This is a genomic window from Ruegeria sp. SCSIO 43209, from assembly GCF_019904295.1.
GTDB lineage: Bacteria > Pseudomonadota > Alphaproteobacteria > Rhodobacterales > Rhodobacteraceae > Ruegeria.
In genome coordinates this window covers 3,615,951-3,639,780 of record NZ_CP065359.1, presented here as the reverse complement: position 1 = coordinate 3,639,780, position 23,830 = coordinate 3,615,951, and the positions used below count along the sequence as shown (strand labels likewise).

Annotated in this window: 29 protein-coding genes; 10 read left to right on the top strand and 19 right to left on the bottom strand. The window is 57.5% G+C overall.

Going from position 1 to position 23,830, the window contains the following annotated elements; translation table 11 throughout:
* Positions 1–6: 6 nt before the first annotated feature.
* The 5 genes from I5192_RS18105 to pip form a co-directional block, all read right to left on the bottom strand.
* Positions 7–630, bottom strand: coding sequence for an RNA-binding protein (locus tag I5192_RS18105; RefSeq protein WP_170395356.1), 624 nt, complete (start codon positions 628–630; stop codon positions 7–9).
* A 22-nt stretch (positions 631–652) separates the two neighbouring features.
* Positions 653–2,266: a transcription termination factor NusA gene (gene nusA, locus I5192_RS18100; RefSeq protein WP_223117459.1), complete on the bottom strand. Its 1,614-nt coding sequence runs from the start codon at positions 2,264–2,266 to the stop codon at positions 653–655.
* Positions 2,266–2,856, bottom strand: coding sequence for a ribosome maturation factor RimP (gene rimP / locus I5192_RS18095; RefSeq protein ID WP_010442531.1), 591 nt, complete (start codon positions 2,854–2,856; stop codon positions 2,266–2,268). Before rimP ends, nusA begins: the two co-directional genes overlap by 1 nt.
* A 160-nt stretch (positions 2,857–3,016) precedes the next feature.
* Positions 3,017–3,829: an ABC transporter substrate-binding protein gene (locus tag I5192_RS18090; protein WP_170408665.1), complete on the bottom strand. Its 813-nt coding sequence runs from the start codon at positions 3,827–3,829 to the stop codon at positions 3,017–3,019.
* Positions 3,826–4,803 (bottom strand): prolyl aminopeptidase, encoded by a 978-nt coding sequence (pip, locus tag I5192_RS18085; protein ID WP_170636522.1) that lies wholly within the window; start codon positions 4,801–4,803, stop codon positions 3,826–3,828. Before pip ends, I5192_RS18090 begins: the two co-directional genes overlap by 4 nt.
* Positions 4,804–4,851: 48 nt before the next feature.
* Here pip and ubiG point away from each other — a divergent pair, with 48 nt between their 5' ends.
* Positions 4,852–5,598 (top strand): bifunctional 2-polyprenyl-6-hydroxyphenol methylase/3-demethylubiquinol 3-O-methyltransferase UbiG, encoded by a 747-nt coding sequence (ubiG, locus tag I5192_RS18080; RefSeq protein WP_170664356.1) that lies wholly within the window; start codon positions 4,852–4,854, stop codon positions 5,596–5,598.
* 71 nt (positions 5,599–5,669) lie between these two features.
* Here the strand turns inward: ubiG and I5192_RS18075 are convergent, their stop codons facing one another.
* Genes I5192_RS18075 through I5192_RS18055 form a run of 5 tightly spaced genes read right to left on the bottom strand, consistent with a single transcriptional unit; the run spans position 5,670 to position 8,674 of the window.
* Positions 5,670–6,359: a hypothetical protein gene (locus tag I5192_RS18075; RefSeq protein ID WP_223117458.1), complete on the bottom strand. Its 690-nt coding sequence runs from the start codon at positions 6,357–6,359 to the stop codon at positions 5,670–5,672.
* A 36-nt stretch (positions 6,360–6,395) separates the two neighbouring features.
* Entirely contained in the window at positions 6,396–6,836 is a 441-nt protein-coding gene (locus I5192_RS18070) for a MarR family winged helix-turn-helix transcriptional regulator (protein WP_170395340.1), read from the bottom strand.
* Positions 6,837–6,850: 14 nt separating this feature from the next.
* Positions 6,851–7,681, bottom strand: coding sequence for a carbon-nitrogen hydrolase family protein (locus I5192_RS18065; RefSeq protein WP_223117457.1), 831 nt, complete (start codon positions 7,679–7,681; stop codon positions 6,851–6,853).
* Entirely contained in the window at positions 7,681–7,938 is a 258-nt protein-coding gene (gene grxC / locus I5192_RS18060) for a glutaredoxin 3 (RefSeq protein ID WP_223117456.1), read from the bottom strand. The genes I5192_RS18065 and grxC overlap by 1 nt, the downstream gene beginning before the upstream one ends.
* A gap of 37 nt (positions 7,939–7,975) precedes the next feature.
* Positions 7,976–8,674, bottom strand: coding sequence for a ComF family protein (locus tag I5192_RS18055; protein ID WP_223117455.1), 699 nt, complete (start codon positions 8,672–8,674; stop codon positions 7,976–7,978).
* Between the two features lie 46 nt (positions 8,675–8,720).
* Here I5192_RS18055 and I5192_RS18050 point away from each other — a divergent pair, with 46 nt between their 5' ends.
* A complete protein-coding gene (locus tag I5192_RS18050) occupies positions 8,721–9,551 on the top strand; it encodes an SAM-dependent methyltransferase (protein WP_223117454.1) in 831 nt (276 codons plus the stop codon).
* Between the two features lie 55 nt (positions 9,552–9,606).
* On the top strand, positions 9,607–10,656 hold the full coding sequence (hemH, locus tag I5192_RS18045) for a ferrochelatase (RefSeq protein WP_170515693.1): 1,050 nt from the start codon (positions 9,607–9,609) through the stop codon (positions 10,654–10,656).
* Positions 10,657–10,732: 76 nt separating this feature from the next.
* Here hemH and I5192_RS18040 read toward each other — a convergent pair whose 3' ends face one another.
* Together I5192_RS18040 and I5192_RS18035 are read right to left on the bottom strand one after the other, a co-directional pair.
* On the bottom strand, positions 10,733–10,915 hold the full coding sequence (locus I5192_RS18040) for a hypothetical protein (protein ID WP_010442520.1): 183 nt from the start codon (positions 10,913–10,915) through the stop codon (positions 10,733–10,735).
* Positions 10,916–11,054: 139 nt separating this feature from the next.
* On the bottom strand, positions 11,055–11,654 hold the full coding sequence (locus I5192_RS18035; protein ID WP_170395325.1) for a L,D-transpeptidase: 600 nt from the start codon (positions 11,652–11,654) through the stop codon (positions 11,055–11,057).
* A gap of 169 nt (positions 11,655–11,823) precedes the next feature.
* On the opposite strand from I5192_RS18035, the gene I5192_RS18030 reads away from it, so the two are divergent.
* On the top strand, positions 11,824–12,339 hold the full coding sequence (locus I5192_RS18030; protein ID WP_255611997.1) for a CAP domain-containing protein: 516 nt from the start codon (positions 11,824–11,826) through the stop codon (positions 12,337–12,339).
* A gap of 70 nt (positions 12,340–12,409) precedes the next feature.
* Here I5192_RS18030 and I5192_RS18025 read toward each other — a convergent pair whose 3' ends face one another.
* From I5192_RS18025 to I5192_RS17995, 7 genes are all read right to left on the bottom strand, one after another.
* Positions 12,410–12,874: a PTS sugar transporter subunit IIA gene (locus tag I5192_RS18025; RefSeq protein WP_170395318.1), complete on the bottom strand. Its 465-nt coding sequence runs from the start codon at positions 12,872–12,874 to the stop codon at positions 12,410–12,412.
* 59 nt (positions 12,875–12,933) lie between these two features.
* On the bottom strand, positions 12,934–13,497 hold the full coding sequence (hpf, locus tag I5192_RS18020) for a ribosome hibernation-promoting factor, HPF/YfiA family (protein ID WP_039541074.1): 564 nt from the start codon (positions 13,495–13,497) through the stop codon (positions 12,934–12,936).
* A gap of 252 nt (positions 13,498–13,749) precedes the next feature.
* The gene (gene lptB, locus I5192_RS18015) at positions 13,750–14,508 is read right to left on the bottom strand and encodes an LPS export ABC transporter ATP-binding protein (protein WP_170395315.1); all 759 of its coding nucleotides are present in this window, start codon (positions 14,506–14,508) and stop codon (positions 13,750–13,752) included.
* Complete coding sequence (locus I5192_RS18010) at positions 14,508–14,999, bottom strand: LptA/OstA family protein (protein ID WP_255611996.1); 492 nt, start codon at positions 14,997–14,999, stop codon at positions 14,508–14,510. The genes lptB and I5192_RS18010 overlap by 1 nt, the downstream gene beginning before the upstream one ends.
* Positions 15,000–15,002: 3 nt before the next feature.
* The gene (locus I5192_RS18005) at positions 15,003–15,611 is read right to left on the bottom strand and encodes a hypothetical protein (RefSeq protein ID WP_170408672.1); all 609 of its coding nucleotides are present in this window, start codon (positions 15,609–15,611) and stop codon (positions 15,003–15,005) included.
* Between the two features lie 4 nt (positions 15,612–15,615).
* A complete protein-coding gene (locus I5192_RS18000; protein WP_223117453.1) occupies positions 15,616–16,578 on the bottom strand; it encodes an SIS domain-containing protein in 963 nt (320 codons plus the stop codon).
* Entirely contained in the window at positions 16,575–17,189 is a 615-nt protein-coding gene (locus I5192_RS17995) for a ribonuclease D (RefSeq protein WP_223117452.1), read from the bottom strand. Before I5192_RS17995 ends, I5192_RS18000 begins: the two co-directional genes overlap by 4 nt.
* A gap of 144 nt (positions 17,190–17,333) precedes the next feature.
* Between I5192_RS17995 and I5192_RS17990 the strand changes: the two genes are divergently transcribed.
* The 6 genes from I5192_RS17990 to flhB all read left to right on the top strand — a co-directional run bounded on the left by I5192_RS17990 (position 17,334) and on the right by flhB (position 23,828).
* Positions 17,334–18,653 carry an MFS transporter gene (locus tag I5192_RS17990; protein WP_223117451.1) on the top strand — a complete coding sequence of 440 codons (1,320 nt, stop codon included), beginning with the start codon at positions 17,334–17,336 and terminating at the stop codon, positions 18,651–18,653.
* A gap of 56 nt (positions 18,654–18,709) precedes the next feature.
* Positions 18,710–19,138 carry an Lrp/AsnC family transcriptional regulator gene (locus I5192_RS17985; RefSeq protein ID WP_170613652.1) on the top strand — a complete coding sequence of 143 codons (429 nt, stop codon included), beginning with the start codon at positions 18,710–18,712 and terminating at the stop codon, positions 19,136–19,138.
* Between the two features lie 72 nt (positions 19,139–19,210).
* A complete protein-coding gene (locus I5192_RS17980) occupies positions 19,211–19,879 on the top strand; it encodes a transglycosylase SLT domain-containing protein (protein WP_223117450.1) in 669 nt (222 codons plus the stop codon).
* Between the two features lie 9 nt (positions 19,880–19,888).
* Positions 19,889–21,976, top strand: coding sequence for a flagellar biosynthesis protein FlhA (gene flhA, locus I5192_RS17975; RefSeq protein ID WP_170515397.1), 2,088 nt, complete (start codon positions 19,889–19,891; stop codon positions 21,974–21,976).
* Positions 21,973–22,746, top strand: a complete 774-nt coding sequence (locus I5192_RS17970; RefSeq protein WP_170395294.1) for a flagellar biosynthetic protein FliR — start codon at positions 21,973–21,975, stop codon at positions 22,744–22,746. Before flhA ends, I5192_RS17970 begins: the two co-directional genes overlap by 4 nt.
* The gene (flhB, locus tag I5192_RS17965; RefSeq protein WP_223117449.1) at positions 22,743–23,828 is read left to right on the top strand and encodes a flagellar type III secretion system protein FlhB; all 1,086 of its coding nucleotides are present in this window, start codon (positions 22,743–22,745) and stop codon (positions 23,826–23,828) included. The genes I5192_RS17970 and flhB overlap by 4 nt, the downstream gene beginning before the upstream one ends.
* The last annotated feature ends 2 nt before the right edge of the window (positions 23,829–23,830 follow it).

Sequence of the window (23,830 nt, the reverse complement as noted above, 5' to 3'; positions counted from 1 at the left end):
AGCTTCTTACCCTTCCGAGCGGCCCTTGCCGCCGTCATCCTTTTCGCGCAAGCCACGCAGGCGCTGCGCTTCCTCTACAACACGTTTGGCGAGTCCGCCAGAGGCCAAGGCCGCATGAATCACGGTTTGGCGCCCAAATGCCGCCCCAAGCTCGTCTGCGGTCAGCCAGCCGATGTATTTCCCGAAGTGCGGCGTGCTGAGTTTCGACTTGCCGCGCCCCGATCCATCTGAGGCCTGAATCAGCACCTGGGCCTCTTCCCGGTCCAGCCACGACTTGACCTTTTCATACCCGGCGACCGCGTCACCGGACTTGCGCGCCAGACTGATCAGCTCGATCACACGACGCGCCACCTGTTTCTCGACCTCATCGGTCAGGTCCTTGGCGGCACTCACCTGTGCCTTAAACCCGCGCGAGAACAGTTTCTTGTTCACCGCCTTGTCCAGCGCCGCACGATCCGCCGCCACGTAAACCCCACGCCCCGGCAATTTCGCCGCGACATCGGGAAAGACCTGACCATCCGGCCCCGTCACAAAGCGGATCAAGCCATATTTGGGCTGAACCTCGCCCGTGGCGATGCACTTGCGTTCAGGGCCTTCCGACCGATCCTTATGGACGCCACCGCGACCCATGTCAGCCACCCGAGGCCTGAGATCAGGCCTCGACCTCCTCATCGGTTGCTTCGCCGTCTTCTTCGGCCTGCTCCAGCTCGGCCGGATCAACCCAGCCCAGCATGATGCGCGCGGTCATGACCAGATCCTGCGCTTCTTCCAGCGTCACGCCGAAGGGCTCCAGTACACCATCATCCTTGATGCGTTCGCCATCGACCGTGGTCCAGCCACCGGCCAGTTCCCAGTCGGCGCAGGTTGCGAAGTCTTCCAGAGTCTTCACATCATCCTTGGCCAGCGCCTCTACCATCTGGGGTGTCAGGCCCTCGAATTCAATAAGACTGTCCTCGGCACCCAGCGCACGGGCTGCATCCAGCGCCGCCTTGGCCTGAGCTTCCAGGAATTCGCGTGCACGTGTCTGAAGTTCTTGCGCGGTGCCTTCATCCACACCGTCGATGACCAGCAGTTCGTCGATTTCAACGTATGCCACTTCTTCGAGGTTGGTGAAGCCTTCAGAAACCAGCAGCTGAGCGAAGAATTCGTCCAGATCCAGCGTTTCCATGAACAACTGGGTACGGGCCTCGAATTCTTTCTGACGGCGCGCCGATTCTTCGGCTTCGGTCATGATGTCGATGTCCAGATTGGTCAGCTGGCTGGCCAGACGCACGTTCTGACCACGACGGCCAATGGCGAGGCTCAGTTGCTCCTCGGGAACCACAACTTCGATCTTGCCGGCTTCTTCGTCCAGAACCACCTTGGAAACCTCAGCGGGCTGCAGCGCGTTCACCAGGAAAGTCGGCTGATCTTCGTTCCACGGGATGATGTCGATTTTCTCACCCTGCAGTTCGTTCACAACGGCCTGCACACGGCTGCCGCGCATACCTACGCAGGCCCCGACGGGATCGATCGAGCCGTCATACGAGATCACAGCGATCTTGGCGCGCGAGCCGGGGTCACGGGCCACGGCCTTAACCTCGATGATGCCGTCATAGATTTCCGGCACTTCCATCTTGAACAGCTCGGCCATGAATTCCGGCGCAGTGCGCGACAGGAATATCTGGTGGCCACGAACCTCGCGGCGAACCTCTTTGATATAGGCGCGCACACGGTCGTTCGGGCGATAGCTTTCGCGACCGATCTTGTCATTGCGGCGCAGAACGGCCTCGGCACCGCCCAGATCGACGATCACATTGCCGAACTCTTCACGCTTGACCGCACCGTTGATGATGGTGCCTGCACGATCCTTGAATTCTTCGTACTGACGATCACGTTCAGCTTCGCGAACCTTCTGCAGGATGACCTGCTTAGCGGACTGAGCAGCAATCCGGCCCATTTCAACCGGCGGCACTTCTTCCACGAAGACATCGCCGACCTCGGGGTTTTCCATGTACTGCTTGGCCTGCTCGACGGTGAACTCGGCCTGATAGTTCTCAAGCTCTTCATCCTCGACCACGGTACGGACACGGGTAAAGGTCGCCTTGCCGGTTTTGCGATCGATGGACACACGGATGTCCATTTCCGCGCCGTAGCGGCTTTTGGCGGCACGGGCGAGCGATTCCTCCATCGCTTCGACAACCAGACCGGGGTCGATCATCTTTTCGCGGGCCACGGCCTCGGCGGTCTGCAGCAGCTCCAGCTGGTTGGCTGAGGTGATTGCCATCAGTTCGTCTCCTCTTCGGACCCTTCGGTCTCAATCTCGTCGAAAGCGTTCTCGTTCAGGGCACCAGCATCTTTGCGCTGGCGCAGCATTTCCTTGATCAGGTCATCGGTCAGGACCAGCTTGGCATCGCTCAGCCAGTCAAACTGCAAACCGATAGTGATCGTCTCATCCCCCTCAGGGATGTTGATCAGAACCTCATCCCCTTCGATCCCGGCCAATTCGCCCTTGAAGCGGCGGCGACCGTCGATCAGTTCTGCGGTTTCGATCTTGGCCTCATACCCTTCGAACGTCTCAAAATCTTTGAGACGGGTCAGAGGACGGTCAATTCCAGGGCTGGAAACTTCAAGCGTGTAGGCGTCCAAAATGGGGTCTTCGACATCCAGCGTGGCGCTGACCGCATTGGAAATCTCGGCGCAGTCATCCACTTCGATGCCGCCATCGGGCTTGTCTGCCATAATCTGCATCGTGGTGGTCTTGCCGCTCATCAGCCGAATGCGGACAAGCTCATACCCCAGATCCTCGATCACAGGGGTGATGATCTCGGCCAGTCGCCGGTCGATGGCAGCTTTGGCTATCAGGTCGTTTGTCATTCAGGTTCTCTACCCTGCTATCGGGCACAAAAAAACGGGCGCGCGGCCCGTCGAATTTTCCGGTGGAGCCCCGGACCAGAAGTCCGACGCGCCGCTGTTGCAACTGCATATACGCAGGAGTTCCTGAGTCTGCAACCCCCGGCGCAAATCGTGATCAAATTTACGCCAGCCACCACCGTTCGGCGATGCGCCCATCATCCAGCGCAGCCCGGCTGATCTGGCGCGGCATACCGACATGAGAGGCCATTGCCAACGCCATCTCGGCCTCAGACGGATGATATCGCAGCCCGCGTTGCGCGGTCAGCTCCTCACCAGCCGGGAGCGCTGCGATATCTACATATCCATCGCGCAATGCTTCGGCCCGCACCCCGGCGTCCGGGATCACGATAATCTCAAGCGTATCAACCCATCCTGCCGTTCCGCTTTTGTAGTGATTGGACACCCTCCGTGCGCGGAAATGACGTTCATCCTCGGCCCGCTCAACCCGGTAGCATCCTGTGCCGTTGGCCTGAGCCAGTGGCGTCACGCCCCCTCGCGCAATGACAAACCGTGACCCAGCCAGCAAGAATGGTAGTCCCGGGTTGCCCTCGGCCAATTGCAGCTGCACACGATCAGGTGCAATGGCCTCGGCCTGACCAATATCTTCCAGAACAGCTAGAACATCGTTCACGTCCAGCTTGGTGCCATCGTGGAACACAGCATCGTCGCGCAAATCAAAGTTCCAGACCCGCGCATCAGCATCGGTCTGCCAATTTGTAGCCAGCTCTCCGCGCAGGGTACCATCAGGCGCGATCTCGGTCAGGCTGTCAAAGACTGCGCCCCGAGCCACCTGTTCCAGACTGTTGTCGCGTGGCACCGCCAGCCGCAAGGTGCCGCCCTGTTTCGGCGTATCGGCCAGAGACGCTCCTGTCGCCGCCAGCAAAGCGGCGGCGGCGCCCGAGGCAAATAATGCGCGACGGTCGATGCGAGTCATACCGTTTCCTCCGACACGCGATCCATGATCCGAACCAGTTCCGCGCTGATGCCCGGTTCTGACAGGGCGTGACCGGCCTGCCGCACCATCTTCAGTTCGACATTGGGCCAGCGCTCGGACAGGTTCCATGCAGCCTGCGGTGGGCAGATCATGTCATAGCGTCCCTGAACGATATGACCGGGAATATGGGCAATCCGGTCCATCTGATCCAGAATTTGCCCGTCATACTCAAGAAACGCCTTGTTCGTGAAATAGTGATTCTCAAGCCGCGCAAAAGTTCGCGCGTATTCGCCGGGGCTTTCCCCGACCGATCCGTTGGTGTGGATCGAAGCCAAAGCGTTTTCCCAATGTGACCACGCGCGGGCATAGAGGATCTCGGTCGCGCGGTCGCCCGAAAACAGGCGCTTGTTGTAGGCCGAAATTGCGTCATTTACTTCATGTTCGGGCAAGAGAGAGGTGAACTTGGCCCATTGTTCAGGCCAGAATTTGCCCGCACCACCGCCATAAAACCAGTCCAGCTCGGCCTGTGTGGCCAGAAACACGCCGCGCAATACCAGCCGATTTACCCGATCTGGATGTGTTTGGGCATAGATCAACGCCAGTGTCGCGCCCCAGCTGCCGCCAAAGACGATCCAATCTTCGATGTCGAACAATTTGCGCAGACGCTCGATATCCGCCACCAGATGCCATGTCGTGTTGTTTTCGACCGACGCGGTTGGCCGCGACCGGCCACATCCGCGCTGATCAAAGAGAATCACCCGATAGGCATCCGGGTTGAAATACCGTCGCATCGCCGGACTGCAGCCGCCGCCCGGCCCGCCATGCAGGATCACCACTGGTATCCCATTGGGATTACCGCATTGTTCCACATAAATACGGTGCCCATCGCCCATATCGACCACGCGCTGATCGAACGGATCGATCGGCGGGTAAAGATATTGAACTGCGCGCTTTTGGTCCGGGTACTTATCCATTACGGCCCTATATAGTCCTTAAGCGTAAAAGAGCACACGGAGACAGGAATGCAAGCGCATCCGAACACGGTTGACCCGTCCGAGATCGCAAAATTCGAGGCGATGGCTGCGGAATGGTGGGACCCGCATGGGAAATTCAAACCTCTGCACATGCTGAATCCGTGTCGCCTGGATTATATCACACAGCAGATCGCAGGCGAGTTCGACCGTGATCTGAAAGCTCCGCGTCCCTTCGAAGGCTTGCGCCTGCTGGATATCGGCTGCGGCGGCGGGTTATTGAGCGAACCGATGGCGCGTTTGGGCGCCACGGTCGTGGGCGCCGACGCCGCCGAAGGCAACCTGCCTGTCGCTCGCATCCATGCCGAGCAATCGGGGCTGCAGATCGACTACCGCCACACTACCGCCGAAGACATGGCCGCCGCAGGCGAACAGTTCGATGTGGTGCTGAATATGGAAGTGGTCGAACACGTCGCTGATCCGTTGGGTTTCCTGACCGCATCGCAGCAATTGCTGAAACCGGGCGGGTTACTGATCTGCTCAACCATCAATCGCAACCCAAAATCCTACGCGATGGCCATCATCGGGGCCGAGGTCGTCATGCGTTGGCTGCCGCGCGGCACGCACGAGTGGAACAAGTTCATCACCCCGGATGAGCTGTTCGACCTGCTGCGCCAGGCCGGGCTGGATCCGGTGGACCGCAAGGGGTTCGTCTTCAACCCGATCCTGTGGAGCTGGTCGATCTCGGACCGGGATTTGAGCGTGAATTACGTGACGGCGAGTGTGAAGCCTAGGTAGGATGGGTTTTCAACCCATCTTGCAAGCGTTTTCGATCTTAAGCGATGGGTTAAAACCCATCCTACGCTTGATTATTTTACGGCTAAACGGTGAAGGTAAAACGCTGAGGCAAAACCAGCTTCGTCCAACGAGTGTTTGAGACGCCCATTTAGAAAAACGCGATGTGGTACGCCCGGGTCGCGCCAAATGTCGATCCCGGACGCCGCATCTGCATTGCAGACAACGTCCCCGGGCTTGGCATCCTTCCATTCAGGAAGTCGAAAAAGGTCATCCCGGTCGGGTCGGGCTCGTCGAAGACTTTTTGACTCAGCAATGTTCAGCGTGCCGGATTTGTTTGCGATCCACAGGATCGAGTAGTCCTGCTCAATCGGTGTGATCTTGTCTCTTTCGAACAGGTTGACGGGATAAAGCCCCCCTTGCCCTAATTCGAGATTTTTGAGGATATCAGCCACATCTGATCGGATCGCCAGAATTCCAAACAAAGTGATTACAGGAGAATACTCCCCGTAGTGAGGCTCAAAATCATGATCTTCAGGAGCAACCTCTTGAAAGAAATCCGGCAAGATATCCTGCTGCTCCAGCGGCTCCCCGTGGCGCTGCCAACGATACAGATTCGCATGATATCCTGATCCGGGTTGCCACCTGAAGGCCTTGAAGCGTTCACTTGGTTCTTCAGGAAAATCATCGGGGACAAGCGCCCGGAATGGCCTCTGCAGGTCCATCCCGACGGTAATGTCTGAAACCCAAATTTCATCCGTCATCTTTTACGATCCTTTGGCGCAGTTGGCGTAAAGCCCCTACTCCCCCTCCAACTGCAACCGCAAATCCCGTAGCACGGGCAGCGTGCTGCGCACCCGCTCCAGCCCCAGCTCTCCGACCACGCGGTTGATCAGCGGGGCAATCGAGGAAATCGCCTGATCGCGTGCGCGTCGGCCTGCGGGGCTGATGGCGACCATCTTGCGGCGGGCGTCGTCCCAGTCGGGGCGGATGTGGATATAACCGGCCCATTCTAGCTTGGCCAAAGTGTTGGTCATTGCGCCTCGGGTCACGTGGAAGGTGTTGGCCAATTGCGCGGGGGTTCGCTCGTCGCCGACAAACACCAGATGGTTCAGCACCGAGAAATGCGAGATTTCCATGCCTTTGGGCAGCACCCGGCTCAGCCGGTTGCGCAATAGCTGATCGGCGGTCAGGATCTCGCTGAACAGCGTGACCGCAAGGGCATTTTTTTCGTCAGTCATGGTCCGGTTCTGGATCAGGGTCCGTCAAAGGGGCGGACATGTGTTAGTGAAGGCACGCGTCGTCGCGCCTCTGTAACAGACCTATCATCCAAATCAAAAAAGTGAATGCCCGGATCGGTGCCTGCGTCGATCAGAACCTCTCCCCACGGGGCGACAACCATGCTGTGGCCGTGGGTATAACGGATCTTTCCGCGTGTCTTCGGATGTTCGCCCGTCTGGGCCGGGGCCAACACCCAGCAGCCTGTCTCAATGGCCCGCGCGCGCAGCAGTGCTTCCCAATGGGCCGCACCGGTGACCGGCGAAAACGCCGCCGGGACGGTGAGAATCCGCGCGCCTGCCTGCGCCAAAGCGGCATACAGGTGGGGAAATCGAATATCATAGCAGATGGTCAGGCCGACTTTACCGAAATCGGTGTCGGCAATCACCGCTTTCTGACCGGGGCGGTAGTTCTTCGATTCGCGGAAGGTCTCGGATTCCGTGACCTGCACGTCGAACATGTGAATCTTGTCATACCGCGCCACGATCTGCCCCTGCGGGTCGATCATGAAGCTACGGTTGGCAAAGCGGCGATCGGCATCATGCGTTTTGATCGCTAGTGACCCGATCAGCAGCCACACACCCAAATTGGCGGCCTGTTCGCCAAGGCCCGCCAGAGTGATATCGTCTTCTTCATGCTGCAAAACCTCGCGCTGCCGAGTGGTGCTGGTTGAGACGCAATTCGTGACCTCAGGCGTCAGAATGAACTGCGCACCTTGCGCAGCCGCATCGGCCATCATGGTTCGCACCATGTCCAGATTCTCGGTCGGATCATCCGACGCGGTGATCTGCAGCAAAGCGGTTTTCATCAAGCCGCCAGCAGGCGATCCAGCTTGCCCTGACGTTCAAGCTCATAAAGATCGTCGCACCCACCAACATGGGTGGTACCCACAAAAATCTGCGGCACAGTGCGTTTTCCTGACGCGCGCTGGATCATTTCAGGTTTGCGTTTCGGATGCATCAGCACGTCGATTTCCTTGAATTCGACGCCTTTCTGTTTCAACAACCGCTTGGCCGCATGACAAAAGCCGCACAGCGGCGAGGTGTAGATTTCTACCGGCTTCATATTCCGTCCCTTTGGGTTTCGCACATTCTTGGGCGAATTAGGCATCCTTGGCAACGCGCGCCAGTACCAACACGAAAATATGATTTGCCCCTGACGCGCGACAGACACGCGCGCAGGCGTCCAACGTCGCACCCGAGGTCATAACATCATCGACCAGAAGAATATCCCGGCCTCTGATCATGGGAGCACGTTTTCGGTGCAGGGATATGGCGTTGGACAACGCAAGGGATCGCTCAACTGCAGTTTTTCCATCCAGAACAGGGGTGCGTACCGTGCGTACCAGAAGATCGGGGCAGACACTCAACTCCGCTTCCCGGCCCAGATGCCCCGCCAGCAGCGCCGATTGATTGTAGCGACGCTTGATCAGCCGGGTCCAGTGCAGCGGAACCGGTGCGATCAGCATGTTCGGGTGCAACAGCTCTTGCCCGGCTTGGGCCATCCAGCGGGCGGCAGGGCGGGCCAGCTCAGGCCGATCCCCGTGCTTAAAGGCAAGTATAAGTGCCTTCGCGCCCCCCTGATACTGCAACGCTGCCCGACCATGCTGCCACGCGCGCGGTGCCCTGAGGCAGTCATCACATTCAATCCGGTGTCCGTCCTGCGCGCCGGGAAGTGGCATGCCGCAGCTTTCGCAGACGGTGCCACCGATGAACGGCGTGTCGCGCCAGCATGCACCGCAGAGGCCAAAATCGGATTCGGTCAGTGCTCCGCAGGACAAGCAACGCGGTGGGTAGATCATCTCGACAGCTGTTTGAATCCCCTGACGAATGCGATACTTGCGGCTTATGAAGCTTCCGTCCGACACTGCACCCTCTCTGTTTGACCGCGCCGTCCTTGCGCTTCACCGCAGCCGCGTGCGGGACGAGGCGCTTTTCCTGCACCGTGCCGCCGTTGACGAAGTGCAGGATCGTCTGTCCATGGTTAACAAAACCTTTAAGGCGCCCGCCGTCGTGACCCCCTTCCCCCATATCTGGGAGGGGTTGTGGCCCGAGGCTCGGGTGATCAGGGATGAAGATGTTCTCGACCTAACTCCAGGAGAGCATGATCTCTTGATACATGCGATGGCACTGCATTGGGCAAACGACCCGGTCGGCCAACTGATCCAATGCCATCGCGCCCTAAAATCCGACGGATTGCTGTTAGCGGTATGTTTAGGGGGCGACACCCTTCAGGAATTACGCGCGGCCTTGGGTCAAGCCGAGATCGAGGTGACTGGCGGTCTCAGCCCCCGTATTGCTCCCATGGCCGAGCTTCGTGATCTGGGGGGGCTGCTGCAGCGGGCCGGGCTGGCTTTGCCCGTCGCCGACAAGGCGACACTGTCTGCGGAATACCGCGATCTGCTGCATCTGATGCGTGACCTGCGTGCAATGGGAGAAACCAACGCATTGGCCGATCGCCTGAAACACGCGACCCGACGTGCTGTTTTTGACAAAGCGCAAGACATCTATGCCGGACATTACAAATCGCCACAGGGCCGCCTGGCGGCAACATTTGAATTGATCTGTCTGACGGGCTGGGCCCCCGATGACAGCCAACCCAAACCTTTGCGTCCGGGATCCGCCAAGATGCGGCTGGCTGATGCGCTAGGTACGGATGAGGGCAAACTGCCCGATTGACGACCGGCCTTTTCCCTATATCTCAGGCCAGACACCACAAATCAGGAAGCTTTCAATGTTTGATGCCACTCGTCCAACCCATGCCCCTGCAGACCATCCCAAGGTCAAGATGGGCCGCGTCGGCATCCTGCTGGCTAATCTGGGAACTCCAGATGACTACAGTTATTGGCCTATGCGGCGGTATCTGAACGAGTTCCTGTCGGACAAGCGCGTGATCGACTACCCGGCGTGGAAGTGGCAGCCGATTCTGCAAAGCATCATTCTGACCAAGCGGCCTTTCAGTTCGGGTGAGGCGTACAAGTCAATCTGGAATCACGATAAGGGCGAAAGCCCGTTGATGACGATCACCAAAGATCAGACTGCCAAGCTGCGCGCAGCGATGCAGCAGCGGTATGGCGATCGGGTGATGCTGGATTTTTGCATGCGTTACGGCAATCCTTCAACTCCGTCGAAGGTCCGGGAGATGGTAGAAGAAGGCTGTGATCGCATCCTGTTCTTCCCGCTCTACCCGCAATATGCCGGTGCCACGACTGCTACAGCAAATGATCAGTTCTTCCGCGCGTTGATGAAAGAGACATGGCAGCCTGCCAGCCGAACTGTTCCGGCCTATTTCGACGAACCTGCCTATATCGATGCCTTGGCGAGCTCTGTCGAGCGCGCCTATGCAAATATGGAGACAAAACCGGATGTCCTGGTCTGCTCGTATCACGGTATGCCCCAGCGCTATTTGCAGCAAGGGGACCCCTACCACTGCCAATGCGTGAAAACATCAAGGCTACTGAAAGAGCGTCTGGGATGGACGGATGATCAGCTGATCTCGACCTTTCAATCGCGCTTTGGACCTGAAGAATGGCTGAAGCCCTACACCGTCGATCACGTGGCTGATCTGGCGCGTCAGGGTAAGAAGAACATCGCCGTCATCGCACCTGCCTTCTCTGCCGATTGCATTGAGACGCTGGAAGAGATCAACGAAGAGATCAAAGAGAGCTTCGAAGAGGCGGGTGGTGAATCGTTCACCTATATCCCTTGCCTTAACGACGATGATTCGCATATCGCCGCGCTGAGTAAAGTGATCGAAGACAATCTGCGTGGTTGGTTAGACTAGTCGCGCGCTTTCACCAGACACGAAAAAAGGCGGTGGTTTGCACCACCGCCTTTTAAGTGCATAAAGTCTCGTCGACTTAGCTTGCTGCAACAGCTGCGGCAACAACAACCAGCAGGATCAGCGGCAGGATGATGCCCTGCGACGAACCTTGGGTCTCTTCGACAACAACAGGTGCTTCAACAACCGGCTCTTCCAGGTTGCCAGCATATGCGGTCGAAGCAGCAGCAGTCAGAGCAGCAGCGAGAACGAGTTTCTTCATATTAACCTCCAGAATTTGCGCGATTCCCAATAGCGAAACCACGCATCTAAGACTTACCTCGTGAGTTTTTCTAATCAGCAATGCAGGCGGATTGCAATTGCAACTTGTCCCGCAAGCGGGTTCGTGCGCGAAAATGTCGTCAAATTAGCAACACTTGCGTGCCGACCTTGGCCATAGAAAACAGTTCGGCGATGTCATCGTTGAACAAGCCAATGCACCCGTTCGACGACCGGCGTCCAATTTTACGCGTATCGTGGGTGCCATGGATGCGATAATACTTCCAGCTCAGATATAAAGCGTGTGTTCCCAGCGGGTTATCAGGACCCGGCGGAATATAATCCGGCCATTCAGGGTTGCGCTTCTTCATCGATGGCGTCGGTGACCAGCTTGGGCCTTCCACCTTGCGAATGACACTGGTGCGTCCGCGACGGGTCAATTCCTCGGTCAGAGGCACCGAAGAGGGGTACAGTTTGTATACGGATTGATCATCTGACCAATAATGCAGCGCTCTGGATACGGTATCCACCAGAATGGCACCGTTTCTTGTGTTCGAAAAATAGGGCTGCCAGTCCAGCGCACGGAATCCCGACACATTGCGGCGTACCGGAGCTTCCGGTTCCGGGGCAGGGCGTAGCGGGTCGCCCGGAATATACTGAGCCAACGCAGGCGAGGCCAAGCTAGCGGTTGCACCGGCCAGGAATCCCCGGCGCGTCGATGTAAGAATATGTTTCTTGACCATGGAGATCGGTCCTCTGCTAACAGCAAATGCAAAATCTAAGGCATTTTATGGCCAGAATGCTTCAGTCGCAAATCAAACCGGCAGAATCACGCAAGGTTGGGGCATTGTAGGTTTGCTCCGGGCGGTCAAGCAGGCTATTTCCCTTCTCGACACAATATTTAGGCCGATCATGACACGTATTCTTTCTCTACTAGCGATTTGTTTTGTCGCACTTGCGGCATGTACCGATTCGGGCACATCCGCTATTGGCGCCGATGGCAGGCCGCTGCCATCTGTGTACAAAATTCGTGGCAACCCTGAAAAGCTGCAGTTCAGAATGCTGGATTCGGTGAATGCCTTGCGGCAAGCATCTGGCCTGCAACAGGTCCAATTGAACTCGCAACTGAATGCAGCTGCCGCCACTCATGCGAAAGACATGGCGCGACAGAATCGGCCATGGCATTTCGGTTCGGACGGTTCGTCTCCGTTGGATCGCGCGGCGCGCGCCGGTTACTTCGGTACATTCCTGGGTGAAGCGATCTCGGAAACCTTTGAGACCGAGACCGAAACGCTGGCCGCATGGATGCAGGAACCCGGTCCTCGTGCTGTGATCATGGACCCGCGCGCCACCCAGATGGGATTCGCCTGGCACCAAGAAGGCGGTGGCAAGATCTGGTGGACGCTGGAAATGGGATCCGGCGGCTGATCACGCCAGCTAAAGAAACAAAATAAGCCCCCGACAAATCGGGGGCTTTTTTTGTTGATAAGTGGGCCAATCAGGCAGCTTGCATCGATTGCGCTTCAGTCAGAATGGCATACAGCTTTACCGGGTCAGGGTTGGCCCGCAGCTTGGCGCAGACCGATTGCTCGCGCAGCGTGCGCGAGACCAACGCCAGCGCCTTAAGGTGTTCAACCCCCGCCTCTTCTGGCGCAAACAGGGAAAACGCCAAATCGACCGGCTGACGGTCGACCGAACCGAAGTCGATGGGCTTTTCCAGCATGACAAACACACCCGAAACCGATTCTAGTTCGGAAAGCCGTGCGTGCGGAAGTGCAACACCATGTCCAACACCAGTTGGGCCAAGGCTCTCCCTCTCAAGCAGGCTGTCTACGATCGTCTGAGCATCCAGCCCAAGCGTCGCGGCGCCGACATCGCCAATTTCCTGAAACAAACGCTTCTTGCTGGAAGCAGCGGACAGTACACGCACCGCTTCTGGCTTTAGAATGCTCGAAAGCTCCATCATTTTGCTCCTAAGCCGTGCCCCCGGCTATTCGGGGGCAGGCCGATTAGTCTTGCCTGTTACGGATCGATCCAACCGATATTGCCGTCCTCGCGGCGATAAACGACATTCAATCCGTCCTTGTTCTCATTTCGGAAAACCAGTACCGGAGCACCAGCGAGTTCCATCTGCATGACGGCTTCACCAACACTGAGCGATGGGATCTTGGTTTCCATCTCAGCCACGATCATAGGCTGCAGCGATTCGGGTTCGTCTGCCGTCTCCGATTCGTCAGAGGCGAGGATATAAGAGGACGCGCCAAAGAGTTCAACCGGCTCGGACCGATCCTTGTGGTGGTCTTTCAGGCGGCGCTTATAGCGTCGCAGTTGTGTCTCCATCTTGTCGCAGCAGCCTTCGAATGCCGCGTAAATCTCGGTCGCGTGCGCCTTGGCCTGTGCGGTCAGGCCGGTCGACAGATGCACGGTGGTTTCGCATACATATTCATGCGCCGAACGGGAAAAGACGACGTTGGCGTCTGTAGGCCGCTGGGCATATTTGCCCACGACCTCGCCCAGTTCGGTCTGCACATGGGTCTGCAGGGCCGCACCGATGTCGATCTGTTTTCCGCTGATTTGGTAACGCATGTGATCTCCTTCACAATTCACACCCATTCTGACGTCGCGTAACGCGACTGACTTGTTTTTATCGGGTGGGGGGTATCGGCATGGTCTGCGGTTGCCGTTGGCCCGGCCCTTCAACGAAGGGAGATCGAGATCCAGTTTGGAACCGAAGAAATGCCATATGCCAATTGAGCCAAGAGGTGAGGGAAGAGTCAATCAAAACAGGTGTGTATATACGTGATTTCCGTCATGCATCAGGCGCATCTCCGCACAACCTTATGAAATACGGAAGTTTTCACCCAGATAGACCCGGCGAACATTTTCGTTTTCGACAACTTCATCGGGCGTGCCTGACATCAAAACCTGGCCGTCATGCAAGATATAGGCCCGATCCACAATCTCCAGCGTTTCCCGGACGTTATGATCCGTGATCAGCACTCCGATGCCACGCTTTTTCAGATCGGCCACCAGATGCCGGATATCACCGACACTGATCGGGTCGACACCCGCAAATGGTTCGTCCAACAGCAGATATTTCGGATCGGCGGCCAGACAGCGCGCAATTTCGACCCGGCGGCGTTCCCCGCCGGACAATGCCAATGCAGGCGCTCGGCGCAGGTGTTCGATGGAAAAGTCCGATAGCAGCTCTTCCAGCCGCTCCTTGCGGCGATGGGCATGTTTAACCGTGATATCTAGAACCGAAGCGATGTTGTCTTCAACGCTCATCCCGCGGAAAATCGACATCTCCTGCGGCAGATATCCGATCCCCATCCGTGCACGACGATACATCGGCAGGGTCGTGACGCTCTGCCCATCAATCGTGACCGTGCCCGCTTCGGGGAAAACCAGACCGGCGACAGAATAAAAAGTGGTGGTCTTGCCCGATCCGTTCGGGCCTAGCAACGCCACGACCTCGGAGCGGTTCAATTCCATGGACACATCGCGAATGACGGTCTTCTTGCGATAAGACTTTCGTAGCTTTTCGATCTTCAGACCGGAAGAACCTTCAGCGATGGAGAGTTCGGGCCGGTTCATCAGTTGCCACCTTGTTGCAGAATGGTTTTGACACGCCCTGACATCGTCGCAGTTCCCGTCGTCAGATTTGCAATCATCTCGTCGCCGCTGATGATACTTGGGCCCTGCGTCAGCAACACGTTGCCCTTCATCTCAATCACGCCGGAGTCGATGGTGTATTCTGCCCAATCGCCCTCGGCTGCGTCGGGCGGACTGACCAGAACCACGTTTTCGGTGGCCTCCATCCGTTCGATGGCCGAGCGTTCTTCGTTATAGATGACAAGAACCCGGTCTGCCGTCAGGCGCATCTCACCCTGGATGACAATGACGTTGCCGATAAACTCGGCCGATCCATCTTCCTGATTCACGTTCAATGTCTCGGACGTCACCTCGACCGGCAGCGTCGGGTCGGCATTGACCGAGCCGAACGCCACCTGAGCCTCTTGTGCAGAAACAGGTGTGGCTCCGACAGCCACGGCTAGACACAAAAAGGCGACACGTAAATCGAACACAAGTTATCTTTCTGCTTTTTGCGGCTCATATATCAACTTCACGCCGCCTGTAAAAAGAATATGAACCGGACCGTCCTTTTTTTCGGTCCCAAACACCATTCTTCCGGCAGTAAAGTCGCCAATCGGACCGGTCCCGTCAATCTGTCCAGGGCTATCACCACGTATTTCATCCAGCGACGTATTCAACAGGTCGGTGGTGACCTGGATGCCGTCTCTGGTGGTGATGACCACATCCCCTGCAAACGTTGCAGTACCCTTGTCTGGCCTGATGATGCCTGTGTTGGATTCGAGTGTGATCTCGCCCCCATTGCTTAGTCCAAAGCGGCCCTGCACTTCGGCTGCCGTCGGTGTGTCGCCATCGCCACCCTGACTGGCCCTTCGGGCTTCGACGCGGATTTCCTCGCCCTTGCGGGTGACACCTTTGTAGTCGGGTCGCGTGACCACCTGATCTGTCAGCCGGTCGTCAATATCCTGATCACTGAACGGCACCGAGACATTGGTGTCGACGCTGCGAGAAAGAAGAAAGACAGAAGACAGCAACAAAATCGCCACAAGCGGTAGCAGTACCTTCAGGAACTGCACCCATCGGGAATGGCGATCAACTTCAGCCATCTTCCTAACCCAATCCTACACGCAGACAGTCATGTATGTGCAGCAGACCCAAGGCTGGGCCATTTGTGTCAGGATCAACCACAAAGAGTGACGTGATCTTGCGATCGTTCATGACTGCAACCGCCTCCTCCGCCATGGCACTTGGCGCAATGGTCATTGGGTTTTCGGTCATCACCTCTTCGGTGTTTTTGCTCAATAGTCCGTCCATGTTCCTGCGCAGGTCGCCATCGGTCACAATACCCAGCAAACGACCTGCCTGATCAGTGACTCCCACAACACCAAAGCTCTTCTGACTCATGACCAGCAGCGCCTCGCTCATCGGGGTGCCAGCGGTCACCAAGGGCAAATCTTCATGCATCAGATCACGCACAGTAGACAGTTGCGCCCCCAACTTTCCACCGGGGTGGTAAGCGCGGAAATCTTCGGGTTTGAAATCCCGGTACTTCATCAGCGCAATCGCCAGCGCGTCGCCCATCGCAAGGGTCAGCGTCGTCGAGATTGAAGGCACCATCCCAAAACCACAGGCCTCTCCCAGTGACGGGATAAGCAGATGCACATCCGCCTGTTTCATCAAGGTGCTTTCCGGCTTGCTCGACAACCCGATCAGCGGAATTCCAAAGCGACGCGTAAAGGCCAGCAAGTTCGCCAGTTCCGGCGCTTCACCTGAGTTCGAGATCGCAAGGACCACATCGCCTTTCGAGACCATGCCCAAATCACCATGGCTGGCTTCGGCGGGATGGACAAAATAGGCGGGTGTACCAGTGCTGGCCAGAGTCGCCGCGATCTTGTGGCCAATATGGCCGGATTTGCCGATACCACTGATAATGATGCGGCCAGTGGCCTGCAGGATCAGTTGCACGGCTTCGGCGAAATGCTCGTCCAAGCTTTCGGCAAGGACCTCCAATGCGCGGGCTTCGTCGGTAACGACCTGCCGGGCGGTTCTGAGGAATGCTTCGGTGTCAGTCATGAGTGCGCAAAAATATCGGTTTCGGGCCAGCCTGCGAGGTCAAGCTTCGCACGCATTGGCAGGAAGTCAAAACACGCCTGCGCCATTTCGGTGCGGCCTTCGCGGGCCAGACGTCCGTCCAGTGCATCCCGCAGTTGGTGCAGGTACAAAACATCCGATGCCGCATAGTCCAACTGGGCATCCGTCAGCGTTTCAGCGCCCCAATCGCTCATCTGCTGCTGCTTCGAGATATCGACGCCAATCAGTTCCTGACACAGATTCTTAAGACCATGACGATCAGTATAGGTGCGCACCAACCGGCTGGCGATCTTGGTGCAATAGACCGGAGCGGCCAAAGCGCCAAAGGTGTGATACATCGCAGCGATATCAAAGCGACCAAAGTGGAACAGCTTCAAAACATTCGGGTTCTCCAGCATCGCGCAAAGGTTCGGTGCCTGCGTCTGCCCATTCTCGACCTGAACGATATGGCTGTTGCCATCCCCTCCGGACATCTGGACTACGCACAGGCGATCCCGATGCGGATTCAGCCCCATAGTTTCACAGTCGATGGCCACGATGGGGCCCAAATCCAACCCGTCCGGCAGGTCATTTTTATACAGATGGTTCGCCACGGAATTGTCCTTTGTGCGCTTTCGGCCCCGAGATAGGCGGTTTGGCCCGCAAACTCAACGCCGTCCTTGGAAAAGCGTCCACTTGACCTTGTGGCCAACACTTGAACTATGGATCGGCGACACCGCGATTGAGAAATTCCGACAATGCTCAGCATCCTGAGAAACCGTACCTACAGACACCTGTTGGCCGCGCAGGTCGTGGCACTGACCGGAACCGGGTTGGCGACGGTTGCCTTGGGGCTGTTAGCCTTTGATCTGGCCGGAGAGGCCGCCGGGATGGTCCTTGGCACCGCCCTGACGATCAAAATGATCGCCTATGTCACCGTTGCCCCGCTTGCTGCTGCCTTTGCCGAGCGGCTGGATCGTCGCCGGATGCTGGTTGCACTGGATCTGGTGCGCGCTGTGGTTGCGCTCTGCCTGCCTTTCGTGTCCGAAATCTGGCAGGTCTACGTGCTGATCTTTGTGCTGCAATCCGCCTCAGCCGGATTTACACCCGCGTTTCAGGCCACCATCCCGGATGTGCTGACCAACGAACAGGACTATACCAAAGCCTTGTCCCTGTCGCGGCTGGCTTACGATCTGGAAAGCCTGCTGAGCCCGATGCTGGCCGCCACCTTGCTGCTGTTCGTCAGTTTCGACAGCCTGTTTCTGGGCACCTGTATCGGTTTTGTCGCCTCGGCCCTGCTTGTGGTGTCTGCAACTTTGCCCTCACCCAAACCATCCCAGCCGCGTGGCATCTATGACCGCACAACGCGCGGCATTCGAATTTACCTTAAAACCCCGCGCCTGCGGGGCCTGCTGGCGCTGAGTTGGAGCGCGGCCGCGCTCAGTTCGATGGTCATCGTCAACACGGTCGTGATCGTGCGCGGCGATCTTGGTCTTTCTGAAAGCGCCGTTGCCATCGCGCTGGCCGGGTTCGGTGGCGGTTCGATGCTCGCGGCATTTGCACTGCCACGCCTTCTGGATCACATTCCAGAGCGTCGCGTCATGCTGGGTGGTGCATCATTGGCGACGGGCACCATGGCAGCAGCGGCGCTGCTATCTGCCACCCTACCGATGACGCTGGGCTTACTGACAACGACCTGGCTATTGGTCGGCTTTGGATACTCCAGCACGTTGACGCCCTCGGGCCGCCTGCTGACCCGATCCGCCCACCCCGAAGATCGACCCGCTGTGTTTGCCGCACAGTTCACTCTGTCTCATGCTTGCTGGATGGTGCTTTATCCCCTGGCCGGGTGGCTGATGACCCGCTTTGGCGTAACTGTGGCCATGGCCGGAATGGTAACTGCCGCGATTCTGGGTCTGGTTCTTGTGCTCATTGCCTGGCCACGGCGCGAAGACAATGCGGTGGTCCATAATCATCCTGACCTTCCACAGGATCACCCCCACCTGTCTGGGCCAAAACCTCATGCGCATCCGATCATCATTGATGAACTGCATCCCCGTTATCCGCACCAACCTTGAGCCCGAACACCAAACTACCCTAAACCGAGGCGAAGTTGCCTGAACCCGGAGCCGCAATGGACCAGCTTGACCGACGCATCATCGCCGCTTTGCAACACAATGCACGCGATTCGACGACCCTCATCGCCTCTAAGCTTGGCGTCGCCCGAACAACGGTGCATGAACGCATCAATCGAATGGAAGAGCGGGGCGTCATCGCTGGTTACTCGGTCGTCCTGCGCGAAACCGAAGATACGCCACGCGTTCAGATCATCGTCCTGCTTGAAGTGCAGCAGAAAGAGACCACACGTATCATCAAGCGGCTTGAAGCTTATCCCGAGGTCAAACTGTGTTTGTCGATCAATGGCGAATTTGACCTGCTGCTTTCCGCCGAAGCGCCACGGATCGAAGACCTCGACATTCTGGTCGATGAACTTGCGCGCATCCCTGGCGTGTCGCGCACCAACACCAGCGTGGTCTTCGGTCGAAAGATTGATCGGAACTAAGGCACGCTAACTCTCTGTAAACAGGTAACTGGATAGCTTGGCCCGGACTGATCAGAATCCCGGACCGGCAGAATGCCAATTCAAAACCTCCTGATTGCGGCGCTTATGTTTTTGGCGCAGGCCGCAGACGCGGCGACAACGGCAGCTCTTTGTGACCGCGCAGCGCAACGGGCTGCGCTGGCCGAAGACGTTCCGCTCGATGTTCTAAAGGCAATTGCCCGCGTAGAAACAGGCCGCACGCAAAACGGAGCACTGGAACCCTGGCCATGGACCGTCAATCGTGAAGGACAGGGATATTGGTTTGCCTCCGAGGTTGAGGCAAAGTCCTACGTGTTCGACATCTTCAAATCCGGTGTACGCAGCTTTGACGTCGGTTGCTTTCAGATCAACTATCGCTGGCACGGCAAGGCTTTTCGCTCGATCGACGCGATGTTCGATCCGGATGAAAACGCAACCTATGCGGCGCGGTTTCTGGCCCAGCTTTATGCGGAGCTTGGATCATGGCCTGCCGCTGCCGGCGCCTACCACTCGCGCACGCAGCACCTTGCGGCCTCATATTCTGATCGTTTTCAGACCGTCCTGGCGCAGCTGGATGGCTCGGGCACAGCCCACGAACGCGATCCATTCACAGCATCTGCCAGTCCGCTCATCCCGCTGAACGCTCATCCGGTCGGCCAGAACGCGCTGGGATCACTGGTTCCCGAAACCTCTACAGCCACCGCCTTTATCGCTTTCAATTAGGAGCAGATAGTGCCCCGTATCGATCCCCGCACCTTGTTCTCTCCGACCATATTGCTGGCGCTGGCGCTGATGGCGGTCATCGTGATGATGATCCTGCCCATGCCAGCCTGGGTACTGGACGTGGGGCTGGCGGCATCCTTTGCGCTGGCGATACTGATCTTCACATTGACGCTGTTCATCGAACGGCCACTGGATTTCTCATCCTTCCCGACGATCTTGCTGGCCTCACTGATGTTGCGCTTGTCGCTGAACGTGTCCTCAACCAAGCTGATCATCGGTCAGGGGCACACCGGCACCAACGCCGCTGGTGACGTGATCGAAGGTTTCGCCCAGTTTGTCATGGGCGGCAGCATCTTTCTGGGCCTTGTGGTGTTTGGCGTTCTGCTGATCGTGAACTTCATGGTCATCACAAAGGGTGCGGCCCGCATGGCCGAAGTGGGTGCCCGGTTCGCGCTGGACGGGATGCCAGGCAAACAGTTGGCCATCGACAGTGACATGTCGGCTGGAGCCATCGATCACCAGCAAGCCAAAGAACGACGCGAGCGCGAGCAGCAGGAGACCACCTTTTTCGGTTCGCTCGACGGCGCGTCGAAATTCGTCAAAGGCGATGCGATTGCCGGGTTGCTGATCACACTTCTCAACCTTGTGATGGGATTGGTCATGGGGGTCATCGTGCATGGGATGCCGGTATCGTCCGCCTTCGAAACCTATGCAATCCTGACCGTTGGGGACGGGTTGGTGTCGCAGATACCAGCAGTGATCATCTCGATTGCGTCCGCCTTGCTGTTGGCGCGTGGCGGTACGCAGGGTGCAACCGACAATGCGATCTTCTCGCAGCTTGGACGCCACCCGGCGGCGTTGGGCACCGTAGCGGTTCTGATGGTGCTGTTCGCCCTGGTGCCTGGATTGCCGTTCTTACCGTTCATTCTTGGGGCCGGGGTACTGGGCTATGCGGCTTATTCAGGCCTCAGAAAACGCAACGCCAGCGAGGCAGAGGCACAGACGCCCGAGGCCGAGTCTGACACTCCGGTTTCACAGGCCATCGGTGATATCCTTGACCTCGACGACGTTCACTTAGAATTCGCCCCCGATCTAGTCAGCATGGTGCTGAATCCCGGTACCGGCCTTGACGCGCGGATCGCCAACATGCGGACCTATGTCGCCTCAAGCTTTGGGCTTATCCTGCCCGAAATTCGATTGACTGACCGCGCCGATCTTCCGACCGGAACTTATGTGATCAAAGTACAAGGGGTCGAACAGGCGCGTGGTGTTCTGAATTCTGAACTCGTGCTCGCACTGGTACAGGACGGGCACGACTTTCTACCTGATGGCACCGATGTGACCGAACCCGTCTACGGTGCCCCGGCGCGCTGGATATTGCCCAAGGACCAGGAGGTCGCCGCACTGAATGGGGCCACCATCGTCACCCCTCCTGAAATTCTGGCGACCCATCTGCTTGAGATCATCAAACAGAATTTCTCGCGCCTTTTGACCCTGAAATCCCTTCGCCGCCTGCTGTCCGAGATGACGCGGCTCAGCGATCCGACCCGAGCTGAAGCCAACCGCAAAATGCTGGACGAATTGATCCCAGACAAGGTGCCGATCGACACACTGCATGCTGTTCTGCGGCTGTTGCTAGACGAGCGGGTCTCGATCCGGAACATGGCGCTGATCCTTGAAAGCGTTGCCGAAGCACGATTGACCACCACCCAGCCCGAAGGGATCTGCGAACTGGTCCGCCAGCGGCTGGGCTTTCAACTGGTTGCCGACATGAAGCGCGAGGACGGCTCGATCCCTCTGATCCAACTCGCGCCGGAATGGGAGGACACATTTGCCACCTACCAGATCGACGCCGCGAACGCAGGTATCGACGTGGCACTACCGCCCAACCTGTTCAATAAGCTGGCCGATGGAGTTGTCGATAGCGTCGCAAAATCAGCAGATCACGGGTTGTTCCCGGCGGTCGTAACCACGACCCGCCGACGCAGATTGCTCAGGACCATTATGCACGCGCGCGGCGTCGCCAACCCCGTCCTGTCTTTTGAAGAGATCGGGCTTGAGGCGCGCCCCGCCTTGGTCGGAACGGTGCCCGCGTGATCTCAGTCCCGTCAGAGCTTTTGCCACATCTGGGGCAAAACCTGTGGCATCTGTTCGCCGTATTTCTTCGTGTGTCCGCATTGGTTTCGCTGCTACCGGCCTTTGGTGAACGCAGCGTCCCTGTGCGGGTCAAACTGGGCGTGGCAGTTGCTTTCACAATGATTGTCATTCCCGCCATACCCGCATCGGGTGTTATGCCGGGCTTTCACAAAATGATTGGATTAATCACCATCGAAGTCTTGATCGGTCTTATGCTCGGCATCGGGTTGCGCCTTTTTGTCCTTGCATTACAAACTGCAGGTTCAATCGCGGCGCAAGCGACATCTTTGTCTCAGATCCTGGGCGGAGCGGCCGCAGAACCTGTCCCGGCGATGGGGTATCTGCTGACGCTGGCCGGCTTGGCGCTGGCGGTATTGCTTGGCCTTCATATCCGTGCAGCGCAGTTCATGATCCACAGCTATATGCTGTTTCCGATGGGCGCGCTTCCAACTGCGCCTGATCTGTCGCAATGGGGCGTTGCGCAAGTCGCCCGCAGCTTTGGACTGGCCTTTGCGCTGGCGACGCCCTTTGTCATCGCATCGCTGATCTACAACCTCGCACTGGGCGTAATTAACCGCGCCATGCCGCAGCTCATGGTCGCTTTTGTCGGTGCCCCAGCAATCACTTTCGCAGGCCTTTTCCTGCTTTTCGCCGGGGCACCATTGATCCTGGCAACCTGGTCTGACGCTTTGTTCGCCTTTCTCCAAAACCCGCTTGGAGGGCTGAGATGAGCGCATCAGACGACAGTGATAAGTCATTTGAGGCGACCCCGCAAAAGCTAGAAAAAGCCCGCAAAAAAGGCGAGGTGGCGAAGTCCAATGATCTGTCGGTGGTGGCTGCATACATGGGACTGCTCGTCGCACTTTTGCTCACGGGGCAATTCACGGCAGAGCATCTGGGGACTCTGTTCGTGGTCTTGATCGACCAATCAGATCAATTCGCAAGCTTGCTGACCGTCGGACCCGCGACATCTACCGTCGCTGGGATTCTGAGATCAACTCTGGCACCAATCGCCGCGTTGTTTATCGTTCCGGCAGTCGCGGTGTTGCTCAGCCTGATCGCCCAGCGCGCACTGATCTTCGCGCCGGAAAAGCTGAAACTACGCGGTTCACGCATCTCGATCGTCTCAAACGCAAAGAACAAGTTTGGCCGGGGCGGGTTGTTCGAATTCGCCAAGAGCTTTGTTAAATTGTTGATCTATGGAACATGCCTGACCCTATTTTTGCACGCCCACCTGCCCGAGATTCTGACAGCCAGTGCAGCCGCCCCGAGATCCTCAATTCTGTTGATGATGAACTTACTCAGCCAATTTCTGTTTATCGTCATAATGATCGCGCTGGCGATCGGCGTGATCGACTATCTGTGGCAACATGCCGAACACCTTCGCAAAAACAGAATGTCACGCAAAGAAATTCAGGATGAAACCAAGGATTCCGAGGGTGATCCGCACGTCAAACAGCAGCGTCGCCAACGCGCGCAGGACATAGCAACCAATCAGATGATGGCGGATGTGCCCAAGGCCGATGTGGTGATCGTCAACCCGACGCATTATGCGGTGGCGCTGAAATGGTCGCGAGCAAGTGGCAGCGCTCCGGTTTGCGTCGCCAAAGGGGTAGATGAAATCGCGGCAACAATCAGGGCCACGGCCGGAGACGCAGGCATTCCTATTCATTCCGATCCACCAACAGCACGCGCATTGCACGCGACCGTCGGGATCGGACAGGAAATTACCGAAGAATACTACCGACCCGTTGCAGCTGCTATTCGGTTTGCCGAAGCCATGCGCAAACGAGCGAAGGGTCAGGTCGGATGACG